Below are 18,354 nucleotides of genomic sequence, written 5' to 3'. Positions count from 1 at the left end.
GGATGTGAAAGGATGAAGCAAACACCGCTCGAAAAAATATTTTGGAGTATTGCGCTGCCGGGCTTTGGACAGTTGTTGAATGGAAAAATTGTGAAAGGTCTTATTTTTATTACAGCAGAATTCATTATTAATGTGAAAGCGAATTTGAATCAGGTGATCATTTATAGTTTCCATGGTGACATGCAAATGGCTATTGCGGAGACAAATTATCTCTGGCTTATGTTCTATCCGTGTGTGTATATGTTTGCGATTTGGGATGCTTATCGTGATGCTGGGGGAGGGAGGAATCCTTACTCTTTTCTTCCGTTTGTTTTCAGTGCATACTTTGGAACGGTTGGATTAATATATTCCTCCAACTTAAGAATTTTGGGTCTACTGATAGGACCTGTTTTCCTGCCGATTATATTTTTTGTGATAGGTGCGTGTATTGGGCTTGCTATCATAGCTATCATTCAACACATGAAAAAATCCCCTTCTTGAAAAAGGGGATTCCGCTTTTTTTCCGATTTATGAAATCAGTTTCAAACCAACTGCAGCTCCAAGAACCATACCTATGAAAACAATCCTTTTCCAGTCCTTAGATTCGCCGTAAATCAGCATACCTAAAATTGCTCCACCAGAAGCGCCAATCCCTGTCCAAATCGCATAAGCCGTTCCCATCGGAAGAGTTATCATGGCGTAAGCAAGAAGAATAAAACTAGCACCAAACCTAAGAATTAATAAAGCTAATGCTTTAAAGTTTCGGTCGATATGCAATTTATTAATCATGGCAACACCGAACATTTCAAATAAACCTGCCAAAACTAACGCAGTCCATGCCATTAGGATTCACCGCCTTCCTGAGTTTTATCCGGTGTCACTAATTTCAAACCAACGACACCTGTTAATAAAACAAGAATTAATAATACTTTACCTAACACAAATGGCTCCCCGAAGAATACAATCTCCGAGAAAACAGTTCCCGCCGTTCCTAAGCCGACAAAAACCGCATATACCGTACCGACCGGGAGTTTCCTTCCAGCCATAATCATTAAATAGAAGCTGACGAAGATAGCAACTATGGTTCCAACCCACGTCCAAAAATCATGTGCATGCTTTAAACCAATCACCCAAAAAATTTCAAAGAAAGCAGCAATAAATACTTTCATCCATTCATTATTCATTTGTATTGCACCTCCAAATTTAGTTTCCCCGGAAAAACATAAAAAGCCTGGGAGAAACTGTAAAATACAGTATCTCCCAGGCTTTTATCCTTCCGTGGCACAGCAAAGCTGCGAGTTTTCTCTCGGTCTCAGACCAACAAAGTTGCGGAACCCTAGAAAACATTCAACTTATGCAATTAATGTATACTATAAAGGAGTGGGAGTGTTTTTTCAAGAGGAAAGACTTGAATATTTCAACCAAGCTTTTGTATTGGAATAGACTAGACCTAAACAAGTATACTATAAGATAATGACAAGCTAGAAGAGGAGAACCTATGACGAAAACATTCAATTTCAACTTGGAGAACACCTATAGTGAACTTCCTGAGATTTTTTACCAAAAATTGACCCCGAATCCGGTTGCGGCACCCCAACTTGTTTTCTATAATGAGGAACTTGGCAAAGCACTTGGACTTAACAATGAACAAATGCAGCATGAGGATGCTGTTGCTGTATATGCGGGAAATGCTCTTCCGCCAAATGCAATCCCTCTTGCCCAAAGTTATGCTGGTCATCAATTCGGCCATTTCACGATGCTCGGTGATGGACGTGCCATGCTGCTTGGAGAACAAGTGACACCGGATTTCAAACGCTTCGATATTCAACTGAAAGGAGCGGGGAGGACAGCGTATTCTCGTGGTGGCGATGGTCGGGCGGCGCTCGGACCAATGATTAGGGAGTATATTGTTAGTGAAGCGATGCACGAATTAAAAATCCCAACGACAAGGGGTCTCGCAGTGGTGACGACAGGGGAGGGGATTCAACGGGAAACGAGATTACCTGGTGCGATTTTGACGAGGGTTGCCGCCAGTCATATTCGGGTAGGAACATTTGAATTCGCAGCACACTTCGGTGAGATTGAGGAACTTGTGCAACTTGCTGATTATACGATGGAGCGACATGATCCAGAAGTAAAACAAGCGGATAATCCCTACCTCGCTTTCCTAAGAAATGTGGTTGAACGGCAGGCGGGGTTAATTGCAAAATGGCAGCTTGTCGGTTTCATCCATGGCGTGATGAATACGGATAACATGACGATCAGCGGTGAAACGATCGATTATGGACCGTGTGCTTTCATGGATGCATATCATCAAGAAGCTGTATTTAGTTCGATTGATTTGAATGGACGTTATGCTTACCGGAATCAGCCGAGCATTGCTGCATGGAACCTCGCGCGTTTTGCGGAAACACTGCTGCCTTTACTCGGTAAGAGCAAAGAGGAAGCCTTGGAATATGCGCAAGATGCTATTTCGGAATTTGGTCCCTTATATCAGAAATATTGGCTGCAAGGGATGCGGCAGAAACTCGGGATCTTTGGTGAAAGAGAAGGAGACGAAGCTCTCATTGAAGAATTGCTCACATTGATGCAGCATTATCATGCCGATTATACGAATACATTCCTAGCATTAACTTATGATAAGGAAGAAGATTTTCCGCTTGGACGGATGGATGAATTCATAAATTGGAAAATCAAATGGCAAGAGCGGCTTGAATCACAAGAAGAAACGAAGGATGCAAGCATCAAACTTATGCATGAACATAATCCCGCATTGATTCCGAGGAATCAGTGGGTAGAGGAAGCGATAGAAGCTGCTGTAGAGGAGGAGGATTACAACGTGGCAGAAAAATTAATCCATGTCTTGAAAAGTCCATATGCCCATACAGATGTACAGAAAGAATTTGCGAAAAGAGATTATGATACAGGCACAAGTTTTCAAACATTTTGCGGGACATAAACATAAAAAAAGAGAAAGAAGCACTTTCTTGCGTTTCTTTCTCTTTTTTTCATGATTGATATTATTTTACAATTGCTTCTTCCTCTACGTAAGGTATTGTTAGTGGTCCAAGGGGTAAAACAGCAACTGTCATGTCGGGACCATACTTTGCCTTCAGGTCTTTTAACGTTTGTTCTATATCCCTTGTTGGTTTTAACATGGATGCTTTAACTTGCTCATCTGTCAGTTTGGAATACACATAAACATTTGCCCAAACTTGGATGACTGCCTGCTTCTGAACTTGCCACTGATCGAACATTTCAAATTCCGGATCGTTAATCAAGTCAAGTAACTCTTGGGGTGTATCAGCAAAATCAAAAATCTTTGCATAGTTACCATGGTCAGGTAATCCATCAGAACATTCTGCTGCAATAATAATTGAACCACCTTCTTTTACAATTTTATGGGCAGCACTCATCCCTTTTACTGCTTGGTAAAGGTTCTGATCGAGGGGATAACCTGAATTCGATGTGACGACTACATCAAAACGCTCTTCACAACGAAACATCGCATGTTCTTTTGCAAAGGCGCAACCTTTGTCATGCGCTTCATACAGCTCTCCAGCAAATACATTTGTAATTTCTTTTTCTCGATTTAATGTCACGTTCAGCATGAAATCAGGCTTACACATTCTATTGATCTCTCTTGTCATTTCTTGAAGAGGATTATCAACCATGTTACCCCAAGTAGAAAGCGGATCTCCAATCATACGTGCATTATGGAAAGTAAGAATCGTTTCAATTCCCGCAATCCCGGGCATAATCCCTTTTGGACCACCTGAAAAGCCGGCGAAAAAGTGGGGTTCGATAAAGCCAGTAACAATCCGAAAGTCTGCTTCCACATAATCCTTGTTTAAATAAACATCACAACCAAATTTACTCTTGCCTAGATTGACAAGGGTTTCTTTATTATGACATTGATTATTGATAATACGGATATTATCCACTACCCATTCGCCAAGCATTTCGATGAATTCTCCTCTTGTTTGATCACGATGTGTGCCTGTACCATTAATAATGACAAAGTTTTCATGCGGAATATGTTCGAGTTCCTTGATTAGAAAAGGAACAAGAATATGATTGGGAGTAGGACGAGTAATATCACTTATAACGATAGCTACCGTATCCGTTGCTTTGACCTGATCTCGTAAGGCGCCCATTCCGATTGGGTTTCTAGCGGCATCAAGTAGCGCTTTCTGTTCATCTTCCACTTTCGGTAAATTTGTAGGTTCGATGATGAACGAGTTATCCGGTAAATCTACAGTTAATCCTTCTTTACCATATAAAATATCTGTTTTCATTTATATCCCTCATTTTATTGATAAAAATACGTACGCATTATTTGCTCCGTTGCATTGGTCAATAATTCGGAAGCACGTTGGATTGCATGCCCCAATTCCATCGGTTCATTGATCATGCTGTTAACGCTGACAACGCCATATTTATATAAAGCTTCAATACCAGGACCAACAGAACCAGCAATAATAATTGTCGGTATGTTTGCTTTTTTTGCAGCCTGTGCAACGCCCATTGGTGTTTTACCAGAAGCAGTCTGGTGGTCAACTTTTCCTTCACCAGTTAAAACAATATCCGCTTGTTCAAGATAAGCATTAAAATTGCTGTATTTTAAAACAACATCAATTCCTCGTTGCATTTCACTTGGAAAAAATGCCTGAAAGGCACCACCAATTCCACCAGCTGCACCCGCTCCGGGAGCATGATGCAGATGAACTCCAGTAACTTCAGCAACCATATCCGCCCAGTGGGTAAGATTATTATCAAGTATTTTTATGTCGTCTGTATCAGCTCCTTTCTGCGGGCCGAAAACATAGGAGGCACCATTCGTACCGATTAATGGATTTTCGACGTCAGACGCAATGACGAATTTGCAGCTTGCAATTCGTTCATCAAATTTTTCAAGGTCGATACGATTTATCCGATGTAATTCACCACCCCCGTATCCAATCTCTTTTCCTTTATCATCCATTAATTGCAAGCCCAAAGCCTGAAGCATTCCTGCGCCACCATCATTTGTTGCGGATCCTCCAATAGCTAGAATGAAAGAAGTATAGCCGTCATCCAAAGCTTGTTTTATAAGTTGACCAGTTCCGTACGTCGTGGCAGAAAGGGGTGCAAGTTTTTCTTTTGGCACGAGATCGAGTCCAGAAGCCTTTGCCATCTCAATCACACATGTATTCTCATCTCCGAGAATTCCGTATTCAGCCGTGATTTCAAAACCTAACGGATCGATTGCATGTACGGTTTTAATAACACCTGCTGTAGCGGCTACGAGCGTTTCCATCGTTCCTTCTCCACCGTCCGCCATCGGAACATGTATGGTACGAGCATGAGGGAAGCAGCGTTTAATACCTCTATCCATTGCTTCAACCGCTTCAGTTGCTGATAGACTGCCTTTAAATGAATCTGGTGCTATAATAATATCCAAAAACATCACTCCTAGGTAAGCGTTTACATTCCGTAAAATAAATTATAGATGCATTGACATCATTTGTATATGGTTATACTATACAAATATTAAGACTATTATTAAGTTATTTATGTGTATTATAACTATTGGGAGGTGATTTTTTGCTGACAAGGGATATTGCTAACTCTATTGTGAACGAAACATCTCTACGGATAAAGCGGAATGTCAATATTATGGACACAGATGGAAAAATCATTGCATCCATGGATGATTCTCGAATTGATACAGTACATAAAGGGGCGAAAGAAGTAATTCAAACAGGAGAAAGTATTCATATTTACTCTGTCCAGGACAAAGATTGGGAAGGGGCCCAACCTGGAATTAATCTTCCTATCGTATTTCAAGATAAAGTGATTGGTGTCATAGGGATAACTGGGGATCCAAATAAAATGGGGAATATTGGAGAATTAGTAAAAATGACTACAGAGCTTATGATCAATCAAGAATTTATTGCTTCCCAACTTGAATGGAAACAGCGTATGAAAGAAATGGTGATTGAACAACTTTTAAAAGAACACCCTTCTTTTAGCAAGGTAGAACGTGGTATTAGTTTGCTTGAGTTGGATTTTACGCCACCATTTTTAGGAATAGTTATAGAATTTGATAGGCAAATATTCCAAAGACAAGCTATCATTCGCCGCGTTGAAACATTACTCGGAGTAGATAAAACAATTGCTGGATTTATCAGTATACATAAGCTGCATATCGCGATGTGTCAAATCAATGAGAAACTCTTGACTAGGAAAATGAAAGACCTTCATGAATTAATGCAAAGGCTATCTCTCTCCGGAAGAATTTCTTATAGCTTGCCATTCATTCATCAGCTTGAATTTCATCAAGCTTATGTAGATTGTAATTTAGCGCTTCGTGTTAGTGATCGTAGTATTGTATCTTTTGCAAACATAGAAGTAGAGGGATTAATTCATGAATTAGATGACAGACTATCCAAACGTTTTGCGAAGAGGGTACTGCAAAACATAAGCGAAACTAAGCAAATGAATCTTCAATTCTTTCTTGATCATAATCTCAATATCCTAAAAGCAGCAGATGCATTATTTCTGCATCGGAACACATTGATTTATCGGCTGAATAAGATTCAAGAAGAGACGGGTTACGATCCGCGCATCTTTCATGATGCCCTTGTTTTGCAATTTGCATTATGGATATTTAAATACAGGGAACAGGAACGAAACGAATAAATTTAAAAAAAATGTGTTTATCCATTGAAAAAGTAATTTAATTCTGATAAGATAACATCATCAATTGAAACGTTATGTGTAACTGGCGAAAACGCGGAGACCACCGCGGGGGAGCACATAATGAAATCATGTCGATCGCCTGGGCAGAGGTAAGGGATTTTTAACTCCTTGCCTTTTTATGTTTAAGGAGGCGACGTGATTGAATAGAATATTCAAAAGCGACGAATGTTATGGGTGACACTATAACGGGAGCGGCTTCTGGAGAGAATGCATATGCATCGCCGAAGGGTTCAAAATCTCAGGCAAAAGGACAGAAGAACAACAAAGGTTTATTTGTTGTTTTCTAGATCTTTCTGAGATTGGAGTTTTTTTCCAGTCTCTTTTTATGTTTCTAGGCTGCGTTTTGGAGATTAGAAAGAAAAGTTCAAATAAAAAGGAGAAAGAGTAGAGAAATGACAACAATAACATTAGACAAAACAAAAAGAATTAAAACATTAAATCATATTGCTGAGGTTGGTCTCTCAGTATTCAATAAGGAAGATTATCGTATTGATAATGAAGCGAAGGATCCGGATGCGATTGTCGTCCGAAGCTATCCGATGCATGATATGGCTTTTGATAGCAACTTAAAGGCAATTGCACGTGCGGGAGCTGGTGTAAACAATATCCCAGTTGATACTTGTTCAAATCAAGGGATTGTCGTTTTCAACACGCCGGGAGCAAATGCGAATGCGGTAAAAGAGCTCGTGCTTACTTCCATCATGGCATCTTCTCGTAATCTGTTTAACGGAATCGATTGGGTGAAAGAATTAAAAGGAAAAGGCGAAGAAGTACCAGAGCTTGTTGAACAGGGGAAAAAGCAATTTGTTGGGCGTGAAGCGAAAGGAAAAAAATTGGGAGTCATCGGCCTTGGTGCAATTGGAGCAATGGTAGCGAATGATGCACTTAGCCTTGATATGGATGTTATTGGGTTTGACCCGTACATTTCTGTTGATACCGCTTGGGAGTTATCCCGGAACATTGAGCGCGCGATGTCATTAGAGGATGTGTTTGAACAGGCGGATTATATAACAATCCATGTTCCGCTTACAAATGAAACAAATGGCATGTTAAATAGAGAAGCGTTCGAACAGATGAAGCCTGGTGTTCATATTCTTAACTTTTCCCGTGGCGGACTCGTTGATGAAGATGCGCTAGAAGTAGCGCTCGAGATGGGCCGGGTCGGTAAATATATTACTGATTTCCCGAATGACCGCTTACTTCATATGGACAATGCGGTAACGTTACCACATTTAGGTGCATCAACGATTGAATCGGAAGAAAATTGTGCTCGCATGGCAACCCACCAAGTGAAAGACTTTCTTGAAACAGGTAATATTAAAAATGCGGTGAACTTCCCGAATGCGTTTCTTCCTTATACAGGGAAACGCCGGGTTACAGTATTTCACCATAATGTACCAAATATGCTGGGCCAAATCAATTCAATTATTTCTGAGCGTGGCCTAAATATCGCGGCGATGATTAACAAAAGCCGTGGAGATTTAGCATATACGATGATTGATATTGATGAGAAAGTGAATGGAGACGTCATTCCAGGTATGGAAGCGGAAATTAATACAATTCAAGACGTTATCCGGATTCGCACGATTTAATCGAAGCGGGACAGAGGCTCTGTCCCGTTTTTTTCACCATAAATCATCCCAATTATAAGAAAACCAGCTGGAAATTGTAAGTTTTTCCAGCTGGTTTCCTTATTTTTTGTCCTCGTCATCTGTAATTACCCGAAACGGCCGCATCATATCGTAATCTTCGTGCTCAAGAATATGACAATGCCATACGTAATCACCAGTATAAGGGCCAAAGTTTGCAATCACGCGAGTCACTGTTCCAGCTGGTACTTCAATTGTATCCTTCCAGCTGCGATTATTTGGGCTGGCCGCTTCAGGTGAACCTGTAAAGATAAGCGTCCCATCCTCATTGAAGCGTTCAAGGTCAAAGGTTTGATGGTCCAGCACTTGAAACTGGACGAGATGGATATGGATAGGGTGGGAAAAGTCTGTCGTATTCACAAATGCCCATATTTCTGTTGAATCAAGCTTAGGCTTTTCTGTTACAGGGTCATGCCATTTCAGATGGTTTAGGAGTAATAACGGACGATCGAATTCATCTGCTGAGCCGACTAATTTTAAATACCGGACCGTGGAGATATCGTTTTGTTTTAAAGACGGCACATAGGAAAGGTTGCTGGGCAAATTGCTCGAATCTTTATTTTTCACATGATTCGTGACACGGAATTGTATAATATCTCCCATTTCGTCAGCTGGATCCGCATCTGGACCAAGATTGTTTTTCAGTGTAATCGTTTGCCCGGCTAGTTGTGAAAAATCAACAATAACATCAATTCGTTCGGCAGGCTGAAGCCCGATTATCTCCATATCCACCCGTTTTCGAAGCAGTCCGCCGTCTGACCCGATTTGATGAAGGACACTTCCATCATCAAGAAATAGTTGATAAGCTCTCGTATTGGATCCATTCAAAATGCGGAAACGGTATTTACGCGGTTCCACTTCCAGATATGGCCAGACTTTTCCATTCACCACAACTGTATCACCTAAAAATGCCGGAACAATCGAAGGATATGGTAAATTCGGCCCTGCGTCAGCCGGTTGTGCAGGATAGGATAAAGAACCGTCTGGATGGAAACTTCGGTCTGTAATCATTAGCGGAATTTCATACTCGCCACTAGGAAGGTTAAGGGATGCTTCCTGTTTATCCCGTAATAGATACATTCCGGCAAGTCCGGCATATACATTGAGTCTTGTCAGTCCCATTGCATGGTCATGATACCAAAGCAAGGTGCTTCGCTGGTGATTTGGATAATGAAATGTCCGTTTGCTGAACGTCGGTCCTGTGATTTGGAAATTTCTTGTATACCAAGCTTCAGGATGGCCATCACTTTCCTGAGTTGTTTCCATTCCATGTAAATGAACAACTGTACGTACAGTAGGGAGTTTATCCAGTCCGTGAATCGACGTATCAACTGGGAGAATATGTCGGTCTGGAAGTTCGTTATGCCATGTTACAGATACAGGCTCATCGCGGAAGGCTTCAATTAGCGGACCGGGAAATTGCCCGTTATATCCCCATAAAGTTGTTCGTGGTAGGTCACGATGTAATTTAGTCTTGAATGCTTCCATTGTAATATCGTAATACGCTCCTTGCTTTGTCCTTTTGTTTGGCTGGAGTGTGTTCAAGATTGGAAGGGGATCTACAAATTTTTCTAGTCGCTGCATGTTTTTCACCTCATATCTTACAAATAACTCCACTTTCGCATCTGTGGCTAGCCATTAAATGAATTGCCGATTGCTCTCATCCAGCGTAAGTGATTTGCTCATTCTCTAGACTGGCGTTCTAATCGCCGTTCAATTGCCCGGTGGACGGATGCGCATCCTTAGGCACTGCTAGTGCTCAGCGCGAGGAGGCTTGCCGGCCGCTCAGCAGGTGCGAGAGGTGTCTGGACTGCGGACCTCCAGTAGAAAGTTTCGAGTTAGGCACACTTACACTGTATGAAAGCAATTGGCAGTTTTTAGTTTGTATAAAGGTGTACGTAGCTTTTTCAGGTTGCGAAAATAGAGCTTATAATAATAAATGCTTTAATTTAAAAATTGGGAAAGGCGAATGTACTATATTGTTAAAAAGAAGCAGCGAATCGCGATGGTTTGAACATGCGAAATATGATAAAATATGAAAGATCTAATTTGAAGGAGGAGTAATGATGGCGGAAGTACCTTTTATTGCGATTGAAGGTCCGATTGGTATCGGCAAGACTTCACTTGCAAAAAAGATAGCCAGTCATTTTGAATTTCATTTGTTGAAAGAGATTGTGAGTGAGAATCCTTTTCTTGACAAATTTTATGAAGATATAAATGAGTGGAGTTTTCAAACGGAAATGTTTTTCCTGTGCAATCGATATAAGCAGCTAGAAGATATCGAAAATGATTTTCTGAAGAACGCACGTCCAGTCGTCGCGGACTATCATATTGCAAAAAATATGATTTTTGCGAGACGGACATTAAATGAAAGCCAGCTTGATAAGTATGGACAAATATATGAAATTTTAACGAAGGATATGCCCTTGCCTAATCTGATGATTTATATAACCGGAGGTCTTGACACGATTATGGAACGGATTAGCAAACGGGGAAGAGGTATAGAGAAGAATATCGAAGCAACGTACTTGCAGCAATTGACAGAGGATTATAAACAATTCATGGATGCATTTGAAAAAGGACATCCGGATATCCCGCTTATCCGAATTGACGGCGATAAAACAGATTTCATGCAGAATCAAGAACATCTGGAAACAATATTAGAAATGATTCACGAGCAGTTGAGGCTTAAAGGAGTAAACAAATGAATTGGAGAGAGAAATACGGTATACCGAACGACGCAGTAATCACAGTTGCCGGGACAGTCGGTGTCGGTAAGTCAACGATGACTACTTCCTTGGCACAGGCACTTCATTTTAAAACATCTTTTGAAAAAGTGGAGCAAAACCCTTATTTGGAAAGTTTTTATCAAGATTTTGAACGGTGGAGTTTCCATTTACAAGTCTATTTCCTGGCAGAGCGTTTCAAAGAACAAAAGAAAATATTTGAATATGGTGGAGGATTTGTGCAGGACCGCTCGATTTATGAAGATACAGGAATATTTGCGAAAATGCATTATGAGAAAGGTACCATGTCACCGACGGACTATGAAACATATACAAATTTATTTGAAGCGATGGTGATGACACCATATTTTCCACATCCAGATTTATTGATTTATTTGGAAGGGTCTTTAGATGAAGTGATTGGGCGGATTAACAAACGTGGTCGGGAAATGGAGCAGAAAACACCGGTTAGCTACTGGGAAGAAATGCATGAGCGTTACAGTAAGTGGATTGACAGCTTTAATGCTTGCCCTGTTTTACGGATTAATATTGCAGATTATGACTTGAACGAGGAAGCGTCACTTGAACCAATCTTAGAAAAAATTGGACGGAGGATTGGCCGACGGAAAGCGAATTACACAATCCCGCTTACTCGGGATCACCGGTAAGTCGCTAACTCGTCGATTCCTGCATAAAATAATGGGAGTAATCAAGCGAGGGGTGAAACCATGGGATTATATATCAATGGCGATTACGAAGATATATATCAGTCTGATGAAGCGGTTAATGATAACAATCAAGTAATCTATGTCCATGACCGTGCTTCTGAAAGGCTGAAAGAACAGGAGGATTTTAACGTATCCACTCGGGAGCATCTTGCTGGAATGAAAGCATCAGCTGACAGGGAATATATAAGGAACCGGCAGAAATGGGAAGAATTTGAGGCAGACTACGGAAATATATTAGCCAAATTGACAGCTATCTCAAAGGAAAATGAACAGCTTTCCAATCAAGTCACTGCTTATTTGAGGAGCCAGGAAGAAATCACGAAACGTTTCGCCATTGACCAAACGAAGATGGAGGACCTTAAGAAACGGATGGAAGAGCAGGAGGCTTTAACGGCAAAAGTTGTACGCCAACTCGATCATTTCCGCAGTATATTATATGAACGCACAAATTATTTGGCAGAAAAGGTAGAGGAAGCAACAACGACTATTCTCCGATTTTTAAAAAGTGAATCAAGCTCGTCTAAAACAAAAGATAAAGAAAAGATTACACAATGAACAGCGATGTGAATTGGAAAAGAAATAGGGACGGGGGATGTTCAACCCTCGGCCCTATTCAAAGTTTAATTTATAATCCTCTGCTTTAATCATTTTGAGCTTCCTTGAGAACACATAGATTAACCCCAAATTTAACAAAATTGGTAAGATGAAGAATGTCCCTAGCATAATTGTGATATTATGCAACGTCCAGCCACCTTCAGCCAGGTTAATATAATTAAGCGGCCCAACAAGTCCGGATAGACCGAATCCAGCACTATATGGTGTCCCTTGAATATTCAGCACTCCTGCAAGCCCACCGAGCAATGCCGCTGTAACTAACATCGGGAAAGCAATTTTCGGCTTCATTAAGAAATTCCGCATCTGAATCTTCGGCGAACCGAGCACATGGGCAAGAGCAGTACCAAGAGAATTCGCTTTATAACTAGCAATTGCAAGTCCAACTCCAGCCGCAACTATCCCAAGATTTGCTGCTCCAGAGCCAATCCCTGAAAGCATAATAACTGTTGCAACACCAACAGTAGAGATAGGCGATAGAATGATCAGACAGAAGATTACCGCAATCAATGCGCCCATCAGTACCGGCTGCATTGTCGTAACTGCTGCAACTAATTCCCCTAACAGTCCTGTTGAATGACGAATGACAGGAAGTAACGCATAGCCAATCATCCCTGGCACGATAATACTTAATGTCGGTATTAATAAAATAGAATAGCCTTTCAACCGGTCACCAATCCATAAGACAAATAAGACTGCAAGCGCCGCTGTAATACCAGTATTAATAACAATTCCAATTCCATTTAATGCAAATAATCCTTCTTCTGTTTTTGTGACTGCCCCGCTGCCAATCATTGCTGCAATGCCGACGGAAGCAGTTTGTATTGGTGTCAGTTTAAATGTAACCCCAACCATTACCCCGATTAAGATAGGTAGTAGACTCATAACCATCACCGTAATATCAAATAAATGTTCTAAAGACGGAAAATATGGGATTAATATTTTTAAAATTTCCCCTAATAAAGCGTTCGGAATTAACGCAACAACAATCCCAATGCTCATCCCATTTAATAATTTGCTGACAAAATCCTTCATCTCTCCTTGTCTCCCCTGTATAACGTAATTGGAGTAAATTATATGACGAGTTTCGTTAATAGTCAATCATTTTTCTTTAATATAGTAATGCTTTTATGTATTAAAGTAAAAATCAAATGGTTTGTTTCTAGAAAAAAACAGCTCTATCTGATTAGAAGAGCTGTCGTTTCATTATTCTGTTGCTTCTCTTACAATTGTGCCGGTTTTGAGGTCATGCGGGAAGAGTCTGCCTGCTTGGGCTTCAAAGCTATCTCTATTTTTGAAGTATGCGATAGTGCTAGTCGTGTCACGGTGCAGCATTCTTTTTAAAATTTGATCGCTAGTCAAACCTTTGCCATCCTCACTTTTTAATTCAATTCCCATTAGTCTGTAACCAATTGTTTGCCCGCCATTTTTTAATTGTACGTATTCTAATGTGTACTGGCTCAACATTGGCAATACAATGGTGTGGAAGGCTTCATTTTTAATTTTTTTCCGTAAGAAGTATTCCACGCCTAGTGAAACTACAGTGCTAATACCAGCATCAATTAGTGAGGCTTTTAATCGTTTCTTTGTCAAAGCTTCCATTGAAATTCCTCCTGTCTTTAATCATCTCCCTACTCTATACGAATTTTAATAGAATTGGTTTCAATAAAATGAATAACTACTGGATTCAGTTTTGTCATTTTTCATTAGATAGGAAAAGAGAAATTGTCGAAAAAACGCGTGTTATTCCAGAAATTTATTCTGAATGGCAGTTTTTTAATGATTAAGTCATGGATTAGCAAAAATACCTTTTGTTTATAGTTCTAAAGCTAGACTGTTTTTCTAATGTTTTTGTCCTCTGCAAAGAAAGATACGAGGAAAAGTATGCTTTCGGGAAATAGATCCTAGCATTTGAGTGCGTCTAAGGTCTATCTCTTTCGGAAAGATTCCTAGTAAACTATCTTTCCTCCTATTAGAAAAATAGTTTAATTATCCGATTCTTTTAACTATTCCATCTGATAGGATTGGACGTAACATCTGTTAAAGGGGGAGGGACATGCAAAAAATAATCCGAGCAGGAGTAATCGTTTTACTTTTACTTTCTTTTTTTAATGTGTCTATTCAAGCAGCAAGTGATTACAATCCATGGAAATTACATAAAGAATCATCCCAGAAAGTCGTGCAGAGCATGCAAGCATACTTTTATGATAAATCTATTAAATCAGAAAAGGAGTGGGAGAGGATCAGGGAAGAAAACTCGAAAGATTTGGAGGTGTTGTTAGATAAAGAAAGGGTGCAGGTTAGATCGGAAGTAAGGGGATACGGGAAGGGCTTAGAGGCGCAATTAAATCATTTATTAGAGAAGCAATCGGCAAAAAAAGTGTATGCTGCTTATGAAATAGAAAAAGGTGTGCAGATACAAGTGGAAATAGAAAAAGAGATTGCAGCATATCTAAACGATTTATTAGCACAAAAATAAATAAAAAAGGGGAGTTATTAGTTGAAATCATTTCTTAAAACATTCAAAGGGAAAGTTATTTCGATTGGATTAGCTATTGTTGTCGTCTGGAGCGCAGGAGCGGTGTTTGCGTCGACAAATGCTGGAGAACAGCTTCGTGCTTGGTACGATGACTTGTTCAATCAGACGGTTGCTGAGATTGAAACTGATACGGAAGCATATATGGAAAGTCGCTTACCGGAGCTGCAAGCTGAATATGACCAGCTGAAAGAACAGGTTGGCATCGATATTGACCTAAGCAGGGAACTTGCAACTGGAGAAACCTTAGAAGAAATTATTCAAGCGAAACTTGAGCATATCGGTGAGATTGATATAGAGCAACAGGAAATTCTAGCTGGAATTGGCTTAGAGTTTTACAACGTGTTTCTTGATGGGTATTTAGAAATCGGAAATAATGCGAATGCTGCTCTAAACTTTGCAACGGATGATCTTACTGCATATACAGCAGATAGAGGAAATGTAGCAATTGAACAATTAACAGCGGATATCGGACAAGCGAGGGATGAAGCAGTTGAAGAGCTGGAAGAAGCAATTCGTCAAGCACAGGAAATGCTTGCAGCAGAAGTAGCTGAGAATCAGGAGATTACGACTAGGAATTTAATGAACCAAGTGGATTGGACCATTCGTGATCTTCGCGAAGATGTTACACAAGTCGTAACAAGGCTTGCGGACGAACAAAAGGAGTTAATTACGGTAACCGCCCAGCAACTTGGTGAAGAAGCAAAAACAGCGCTTGACGATGTCGTATCGAGCATCAATGAATAAGAAATGGATTATTTCACTTACAATATTTATTATTTTTCTGTTTGGTGGAGGGATTACTGCTACGGTTGCTGATTCTTCCCTTTCAGGAATAATAACGAGCTGGTTCGATGTTAAGACGGAGCGCTCGATTGTAGAACTCGATAATGCAATTAAAGAAGAGCAAGCAATACAGACAGAGCGTCTGAAAGAGGTTCTTGCTGAACAGATTGCAGAAGTTGACCAAGAGTGGGATGAATTTGTTGAAGTGGAGAAGCAAAGGCAGCTTACCATTCTGCGGGAACATACGGATACACAAATTGCTGAACTTAATGAAATCCGAGAAATAGATCCCGAAAGAAAAAAGGTAATGGAAAATGAACTAGAACGCATCTTCCAGGAAGCAGCGACGGAAATGGAAGAAATCAAGCTTGAAATTGTAAGAGAGGAAGTGGAGTGAATAGTCATTTCATTCCTCTTCTTTTTTGTCATTTCCTTAATTTTTACCATCTCCAGTTCGTTTCAATTGTATTGCATGAAGTTATTAATTAAAATACTTATAAAGCGAAACTAACTTATTATATCTGATTATATATGGAGAAGTTAAGGAGTGGACAAGGATGAAAGTGGCATTACTGCAAGGGTCGATTGTCGGATCCAAGACGAGGACAGCCCTCCAGTATGTAGAAACGGTGTTTAAAGATAAATATCCGGATATCGAGGTAACGATGCTAGATTTAGCTAATTATAATATCCCATTCAGTGACGGGAGAAATTATTTGGAATATACAGGTGATGCAGGCTTTGTAACGAAAACATTGATGGAGTCTGATGCAATCGTAGTTGGAACACCGATTTTCCAGGCCTCGATGCCGGCTACTCTGAAGAATATTTTTGATTTGCTTCCAGAGCAAGCATTCCAAGATAAGGTTGTAAGTATTGTCGTTACAGCGGGTTCCTCTAAGCACTATCTGATCCCAGAGACACAAATCAAACCAATCATTTCATACATGAAAGGCCAACTTACGCAGTCGTATGTGTTTATTGAAGAAAAAGACTTCTACCGGAAAGAAATCATGAATGATGATATTCATTTCCGAATCGAACGTTTAATCGAAGATACCGTATCTTTAACACATGCCTTAAGAGATATTCGAACAGCAAAAGAAGCGGAATATGGTTTCTAATTGAAAGCGGCTAAAGAGGTGCAATTATTCTTTAGCCGTTTTTTAAATTATCCTATATCATTTGCTTTCTTTCGACTATTTATATTAAAATTTAAATATTGCTGAAAAATAAATATGTGAAAAACATCACTTTTGAAGTGGAATATATAGGGAAAAGAGGAATCGCTAGTGGAAATTGGAATTGATAAGATTGGTTTTTATGCACCGCATTATTATGTAGATATGGTGAAGCTCGCAGAAGCAAGAGGAATTGACCCGGATAAGTTTACAATTGGGATTGGCCAAGATGAAATGGCGCTTGCTCCAGTTACACAAGATGCAGTGACACTCGCTGCCAATGCTGCGTTACAAGTATTAGATGAAGTGGACAAGGAAAAAATCGACCTTGTACTTTTCGGTACGGAGTCAGGAATTGATCATTCTAAATCTGCAGCAGTTTATATTCATCACTTATTAGGCTTGAATCCTTATGCTCGTTCGATTGAACTGAAGCAAGCTTGCTATAGTGCCACTGCAGGAATTCAAATGGCTAAAGGTCATATTGCTTTAAATCCGAAAAGTAAAGTGTTGGTGATTGGTTCAGATATTGCAAGGTATGGTTTGGCAACTCCTGGTGAATCAACCCAAGGAGCAGGAGCAGTAGCTATGGTTATAAGCAAAGATCCAAAATTACTTGCGATAGAAAATGAAAGTACATATTTTACGAATGACATTATGGACTTCTGGCGCCCGCTTTACTCCGATACAGCTTGCGTCGACGGTAAATTTTCAAATGAACAGTATATTCATTTTTTCAACACCGTATGGGAAAAATATAAAGAACAAACCGGCCGCAGCTTAGAAGACTTCGCTGCACTCTGCTACCATGTTCCATATACGAAGATGGGCTGGAAAGCTTTACGCACTATTCTGGAAGAAGGAACGGAAGCTTGCGGAGAACGCTTGAGAGCACATTATGAGACAAGTATTCAATATAACCGGAAAGTCGGTAATATTTACACTGGTTCCTTGTACTTGAGCTTACTTTCTCTTCTTGAGAAAAATGACAGTTTAAAGGGTGGCGACAGAATTGGGTTATATAGTTATGGTTCAGGTGCAGTTGGTGAATTCTTCACAGGGATTCTGCAGCATGGTTATCAACAACATCTATACGTGAATCAGCATGAGGAGCTCTTTAAAGCGCGTCAGGAAGTAAGTGTAGAGGAATATGAGGAAATATTTGCTGACACCTTACCAGCAGACGGTTCAACCACCAGCCTCGATGCTGCAAACGACCCTGCTGCAGTCTACTTATCTGGAGTGGAAGATCATAAACGAATCTATGTAAACCGTAATAATTAAATAAAAGAGGCTGGGACATAACTAGCCAAAAATAATAAAAAAAGAATCCAAGTCATTAAAATGCGGCTTGGATTCTTTTTTGATAGAAATTTATCATCGTTATTTATTTTTTTGGAGTTTTTGGCGGTG

19 protein-coding genes and 3 riboswitches are annotated in these 18,354 nt (G+C 40.0%); of the genes, 12 read left to right on the top strand and 7 right to left on the bottom strand.

Going from position 1 to position 18,354, the window contains the following annotated elements; all coding sequences use genetic code 11:
- Window positions 1-12: 12 nt before the first annotated feature.
- The gene (locus L3V42_RS15760) at window positions 13-480 is read left to right on the top strand and encodes a hypothetical protein (protein ID WP_235761256.1); all 468 of its coding nucleotides are present in this window, start codon (window positions 13-15) and stop codon (window positions 478-480) included.
- Between the two features lie 27 nt (window positions 481-507).
- On the opposite strand, the gene L3V42_RS15755 is transcribed toward L3V42_RS15760, so the two are convergent.
- On the bottom strand, window positions 508-822 hold the full coding sequence (locus L3V42_RS15755) for a DMT family transporter (RefSeq protein WP_238472431.1): 315 nt from the start codon (window positions 820-822) through the stop codon (window positions 508-510).
- Window positions 822-1,163 carry a DMT family transporter gene (locus L3V42_RS15750; RefSeq protein WP_235761258.1) on the bottom strand — a complete coding sequence of 114 codons (342 nt, stop codon included), beginning with the start codon at window positions 1,161-1,163 and terminating at the stop codon, window positions 822-824. The genes L3V42_RS15755 and L3V42_RS15750 overlap by 1 nt, the downstream gene beginning before the upstream one ends.
- A 71-nt stretch (window positions 1,164-1,234) precedes the next feature.
- A riboswitch (guanidine-I (ykkC/yxkD leader) is annotated at window positions 1,235-1,330 on the bottom strand.
- A gap of 147 nt (window positions 1,331-1,477) precedes the next feature.
- Here L3V42_RS15750 and L3V42_RS15745 point away from each other — a divergent pair.
- On the top strand, window positions 1,478-2,938 hold the full coding sequence (locus L3V42_RS15745; protein WP_235761259.1) for a protein adenylyltransferase SelO: 1,461 nt from the start codon (window positions 1,478-1,480) through the stop codon (window positions 2,936-2,938).
- A gap of 61 nt (window positions 2,939-2,999) precedes the next feature.
- On the opposite strand, the gene larA is transcribed toward L3V42_RS15745, so the two are convergent.
- Window positions 3,000-4,277, bottom strand: coding sequence for a nickel-dependent lactate racemase (gene larA, locus L3V42_RS15740; RefSeq protein ID WP_238472430.1), 1,278 nt, complete (start codon window positions 4,275-4,277; stop codon window positions 3,000-3,002).
- A gap of 14 nt (window positions 4,278-4,291) precedes the next feature.
- A complete protein-coding gene (locus L3V42_RS15735) occupies window positions 4,292-5,422 on the bottom strand; it encodes a glycerate kinase family protein (RefSeq protein WP_238472429.1) in 1,131 nt (376 codons plus the stop codon).
- 143 nt (window positions 5,423-5,565) lie between these two features.
- On the opposite strand from L3V42_RS15735, the gene L3V42_RS15730 reads away from it, so the two are divergent.
- Window positions 5,566-6,663, top strand: a complete 1,098-nt coding sequence (locus L3V42_RS15730; protein ID WP_238472428.1) for a CdaR family transcriptional regulator — start codon at window positions 5,566-5,568, stop codon at window positions 6,661-6,663.
- Window positions 6,664-6,731: 68 nt separating this feature from the next.
- A riboswitch (ZMP/ZTP riboswitch) is annotated at window positions 6,732-6,815 on the top strand.
- A 96-nt stretch (window positions 6,816-6,911) separates the two neighbouring features.
- A riboswitch (glycine riboswitch) is annotated at window positions 6,912-6,987 on the top strand.
- Window positions 6,988-7,115: 128 nt separating this feature from the next.
- Entirely contained in the window at window positions 7,116-8,315 is a 1,200-nt protein-coding gene (locus L3V42_RS15725) for a phosphoglycerate dehydrogenase (RefSeq protein ID WP_238472427.1), read from the top strand.
- Window positions 8,316-8,414: 99 nt separating this feature from the next.
- Here L3V42_RS15725 and L3V42_RS15720 read toward each other — a convergent pair whose 3' ends face one another.
- Window positions 8,415-9,956 carry a multicopper oxidase family protein gene (locus L3V42_RS15720; RefSeq protein ID WP_238472426.1) on the bottom strand — a complete coding sequence of 514 codons (1,542 nt, stop codon included), beginning with the start codon at window positions 9,954-9,956 and terminating at the stop codon, window positions 8,415-8,417.
- Window positions 9,957-10,438: 482 nt separating this feature from the next.
- Between L3V42_RS15720 and L3V42_RS15715 the strand changes: the two genes are divergently transcribed.
- From L3V42_RS15715 to L3V42_RS15705, 3 genes are read left to right on the top strand one after another with little or no spacing between them, the layout of a single operon-like run.
- Entirely contained in the window at window positions 10,439-11,080 is a 642-nt protein-coding gene (locus L3V42_RS15715; RefSeq protein ID WP_238472425.1) for a deoxynucleoside kinase, read from the top strand.
- Window positions 11,077-11,766 (top strand): deoxynucleoside kinase, encoded by a 690-nt coding sequence (locus L3V42_RS15710; RefSeq protein WP_235761266.1) that lies wholly within the window; start codon window positions 11,077-11,079, stop codon window positions 11,764-11,766. The genes L3V42_RS15715 and L3V42_RS15710 overlap by 4 nt, the downstream gene beginning before the upstream one ends.
- A 60-nt stretch (window positions 11,767-11,826) precedes the next feature.
- Entirely contained in the window at window positions 11,827-12,381 is a 555-nt protein-coding gene (locus tag L3V42_RS15705) for a hypothetical protein (RefSeq protein ID WP_238472424.1), read from the top strand.
- Between the two features lie 54 nt (window positions 12,382-12,435).
- Here L3V42_RS15705 and L3V42_RS15700 read toward each other — a convergent pair whose 3' ends face one another.
- Entirely contained in the window at window positions 12,436-13,473 is a 1,038-nt protein-coding gene (locus L3V42_RS15700; RefSeq protein ID WP_235761268.1) for a PTS sugar transporter subunit IIC, read from the bottom strand.
- Between the two features lie 171 nt (window positions 13,474-13,644).
- Window positions 13,645-14,040 carry an RDD family protein gene (locus L3V42_RS15695; RefSeq protein ID WP_235761269.1) on the bottom strand — a complete coding sequence of 132 codons (396 nt, stop codon included), beginning with the start codon at window positions 14,038-14,040 and terminating at the stop codon, window positions 13,645-13,647.
- A 454-nt stretch (window positions 14,041-14,494) separates the two neighbouring features.
- On the opposite strand from L3V42_RS15695, the gene L3V42_RS15690 reads away from it, so the two are divergent.
- From L3V42_RS15690 to L3V42_RS15670, 5 genes are all read left to right on the top strand, one after another.
- Window positions 14,495-14,917, top strand: a complete 423-nt coding sequence (locus L3V42_RS15690; protein ID WP_235761270.1) for a hypothetical protein — start codon at window positions 14,495-14,497, stop codon at window positions 14,915-14,917.
- A gap of 21 nt (window positions 14,918-14,938) precedes the next feature.
- On the top strand, window positions 14,939-15,721 hold the full coding sequence (locus tag L3V42_RS15685) for a hypothetical protein (protein ID WP_235761271.1): 783 nt from the start codon (window positions 14,939-14,941) through the stop codon (window positions 15,719-15,721).
- Entirely contained in the window at window positions 15,714-16,157 is a 444-nt protein-coding gene (locus tag L3V42_RS15680; protein WP_235761272.1) for a hypothetical protein, read from the top strand. The genes L3V42_RS15685 and L3V42_RS15680 overlap by 8 nt, the downstream gene beginning before the upstream one ends.
- Window positions 16,158-16,317: 160 nt before the next feature.
- Window positions 16,318-16,884 carry an NADPH-dependent FMN reductase gene (locus L3V42_RS15675; RefSeq protein ID WP_235761273.1) on the top strand — a complete coding sequence of 189 codons (567 nt, stop codon included), beginning with the start codon at window positions 16,318-16,320 and terminating at the stop codon, window positions 16,882-16,884.
- A 168-nt stretch (window positions 16,885-17,052) separates the two neighbouring features.
- Window positions 17,053-18,225: a hydroxymethylglutaryl-CoA synthase gene (locus tag L3V42_RS15670; RefSeq protein ID WP_235761274.1), complete on the top strand. Its 1,173-nt coding sequence runs from the start codon at window positions 17,053-17,055 to the stop codon at window positions 18,223-18,225.
- The last annotated feature ends 129 nt before the right edge of the window (window positions 18,226-18,354 follow it).

Origin of the sequence: Oceanobacillus alkalisoli (assembly GCF_022213125.1) — a bacterium.
In the GTDB taxonomy this organism is placed as follows: Bacteria; Bacillota; Bacilli; order Bacillales; family Amphibacillaceae; genus Oceanobacillus; species Oceanobacillus alkalisoli.
This window is presented reverse-complemented; position numbering and strand designations above follow the sequence as displayed.

Coding starts and splice junctions, on each gene's coding strand:
- L3V42_RS15760 (WP_235761256.1), top strand. CDS start 13: ATGAAGCAAACACCGCTCGAAAAAATATTTTGGAGTATTGCGCTGCCG.
- L3V42_RS15755 (WP_238472431.1), bottom strand. CDS start 822: ATGGCATGGACTGCGTTAGTTTTGGCAGGTTTATTTGAAATGTTCGGT.
- L3V42_RS15750 (WP_235761258.1), bottom strand. CDS start 1,163: ATGAATAATGAATGGATGAAAGTATTTATTGCTGCTTTCTTTGAAATT.
- L3V42_RS15745 (WP_235761259.1), top strand. CDS start 1,478: ATGACGAAAACATTCAATTTCAACTTGGAGAACACCTATAGTGAACTT.
- larA (WP_238472430.1), bottom strand. CDS start 4,277: ATGAAAACAGATATTTTATATGGTAAAGAAGGATTAACTGTAGATTTA.
- L3V42_RS15725 (WP_238472427.1), top strand. CDS start 7,116: ATGACAACAATAACATTAGACAAAACAAAAAGAATTAAAACATTAAAT.
- L3V42_RS15720 (WP_238472426.1), bottom strand. CDS start 9,956: ATGCAGCGACTAGAAAAATTTGTAGATCCCCTTCCAATCTTGAACACA.
- L3V42_RS15715 (WP_238472425.1), top strand. CDS start 10,439: ATGGCGGAAGTACCTTTTATTGCGATTGAAGGTCCGATTGGTATCGGC.
- L3V42_RS15710 (WP_235761266.1), top strand. CDS start 11,077: ATGAATTGGAGAGAGAAATACGGTATACCGAACGACGCAGTAATCACA.
- L3V42_RS15705 (WP_238472424.1), top strand. CDS start 11,827: ATGGGATTATATATCAATGGCGATTACGAAGATATATATCAGTCTGAT.
- L3V42_RS15700 (WP_235761268.1), bottom strand. CDS start 13,473: ATGAAGGATTTTGTCAGCAAATTATTAAATGGGATGAGCATTGGGATT.
- L3V42_RS15695 (WP_235761269.1), bottom strand. CDS start 14,040: ATGGAAGCTTTGACAAAGAAACGATTAAAAGCCTCACTAATTGATGCT.
- L3V42_RS15690 (WP_235761270.1), top strand. CDS start 14,495: ATGCAAAAAATAATCCGAGCAGGAGTAATCGTTTTACTTTTACTTTCT.
- L3V42_RS15680 (WP_235761272.1), top strand. CDS start 15,714: ATGAATAAGAAATGGATTATTTCACTTACAATATTTATTATTTTTCTG.
- L3V42_RS15675 (WP_235761273.1), top strand. CDS start 16,318: ATGAAAGTGGCATTACTGCAAGGGTCGATTGTCGGATCCAAGACGAGG.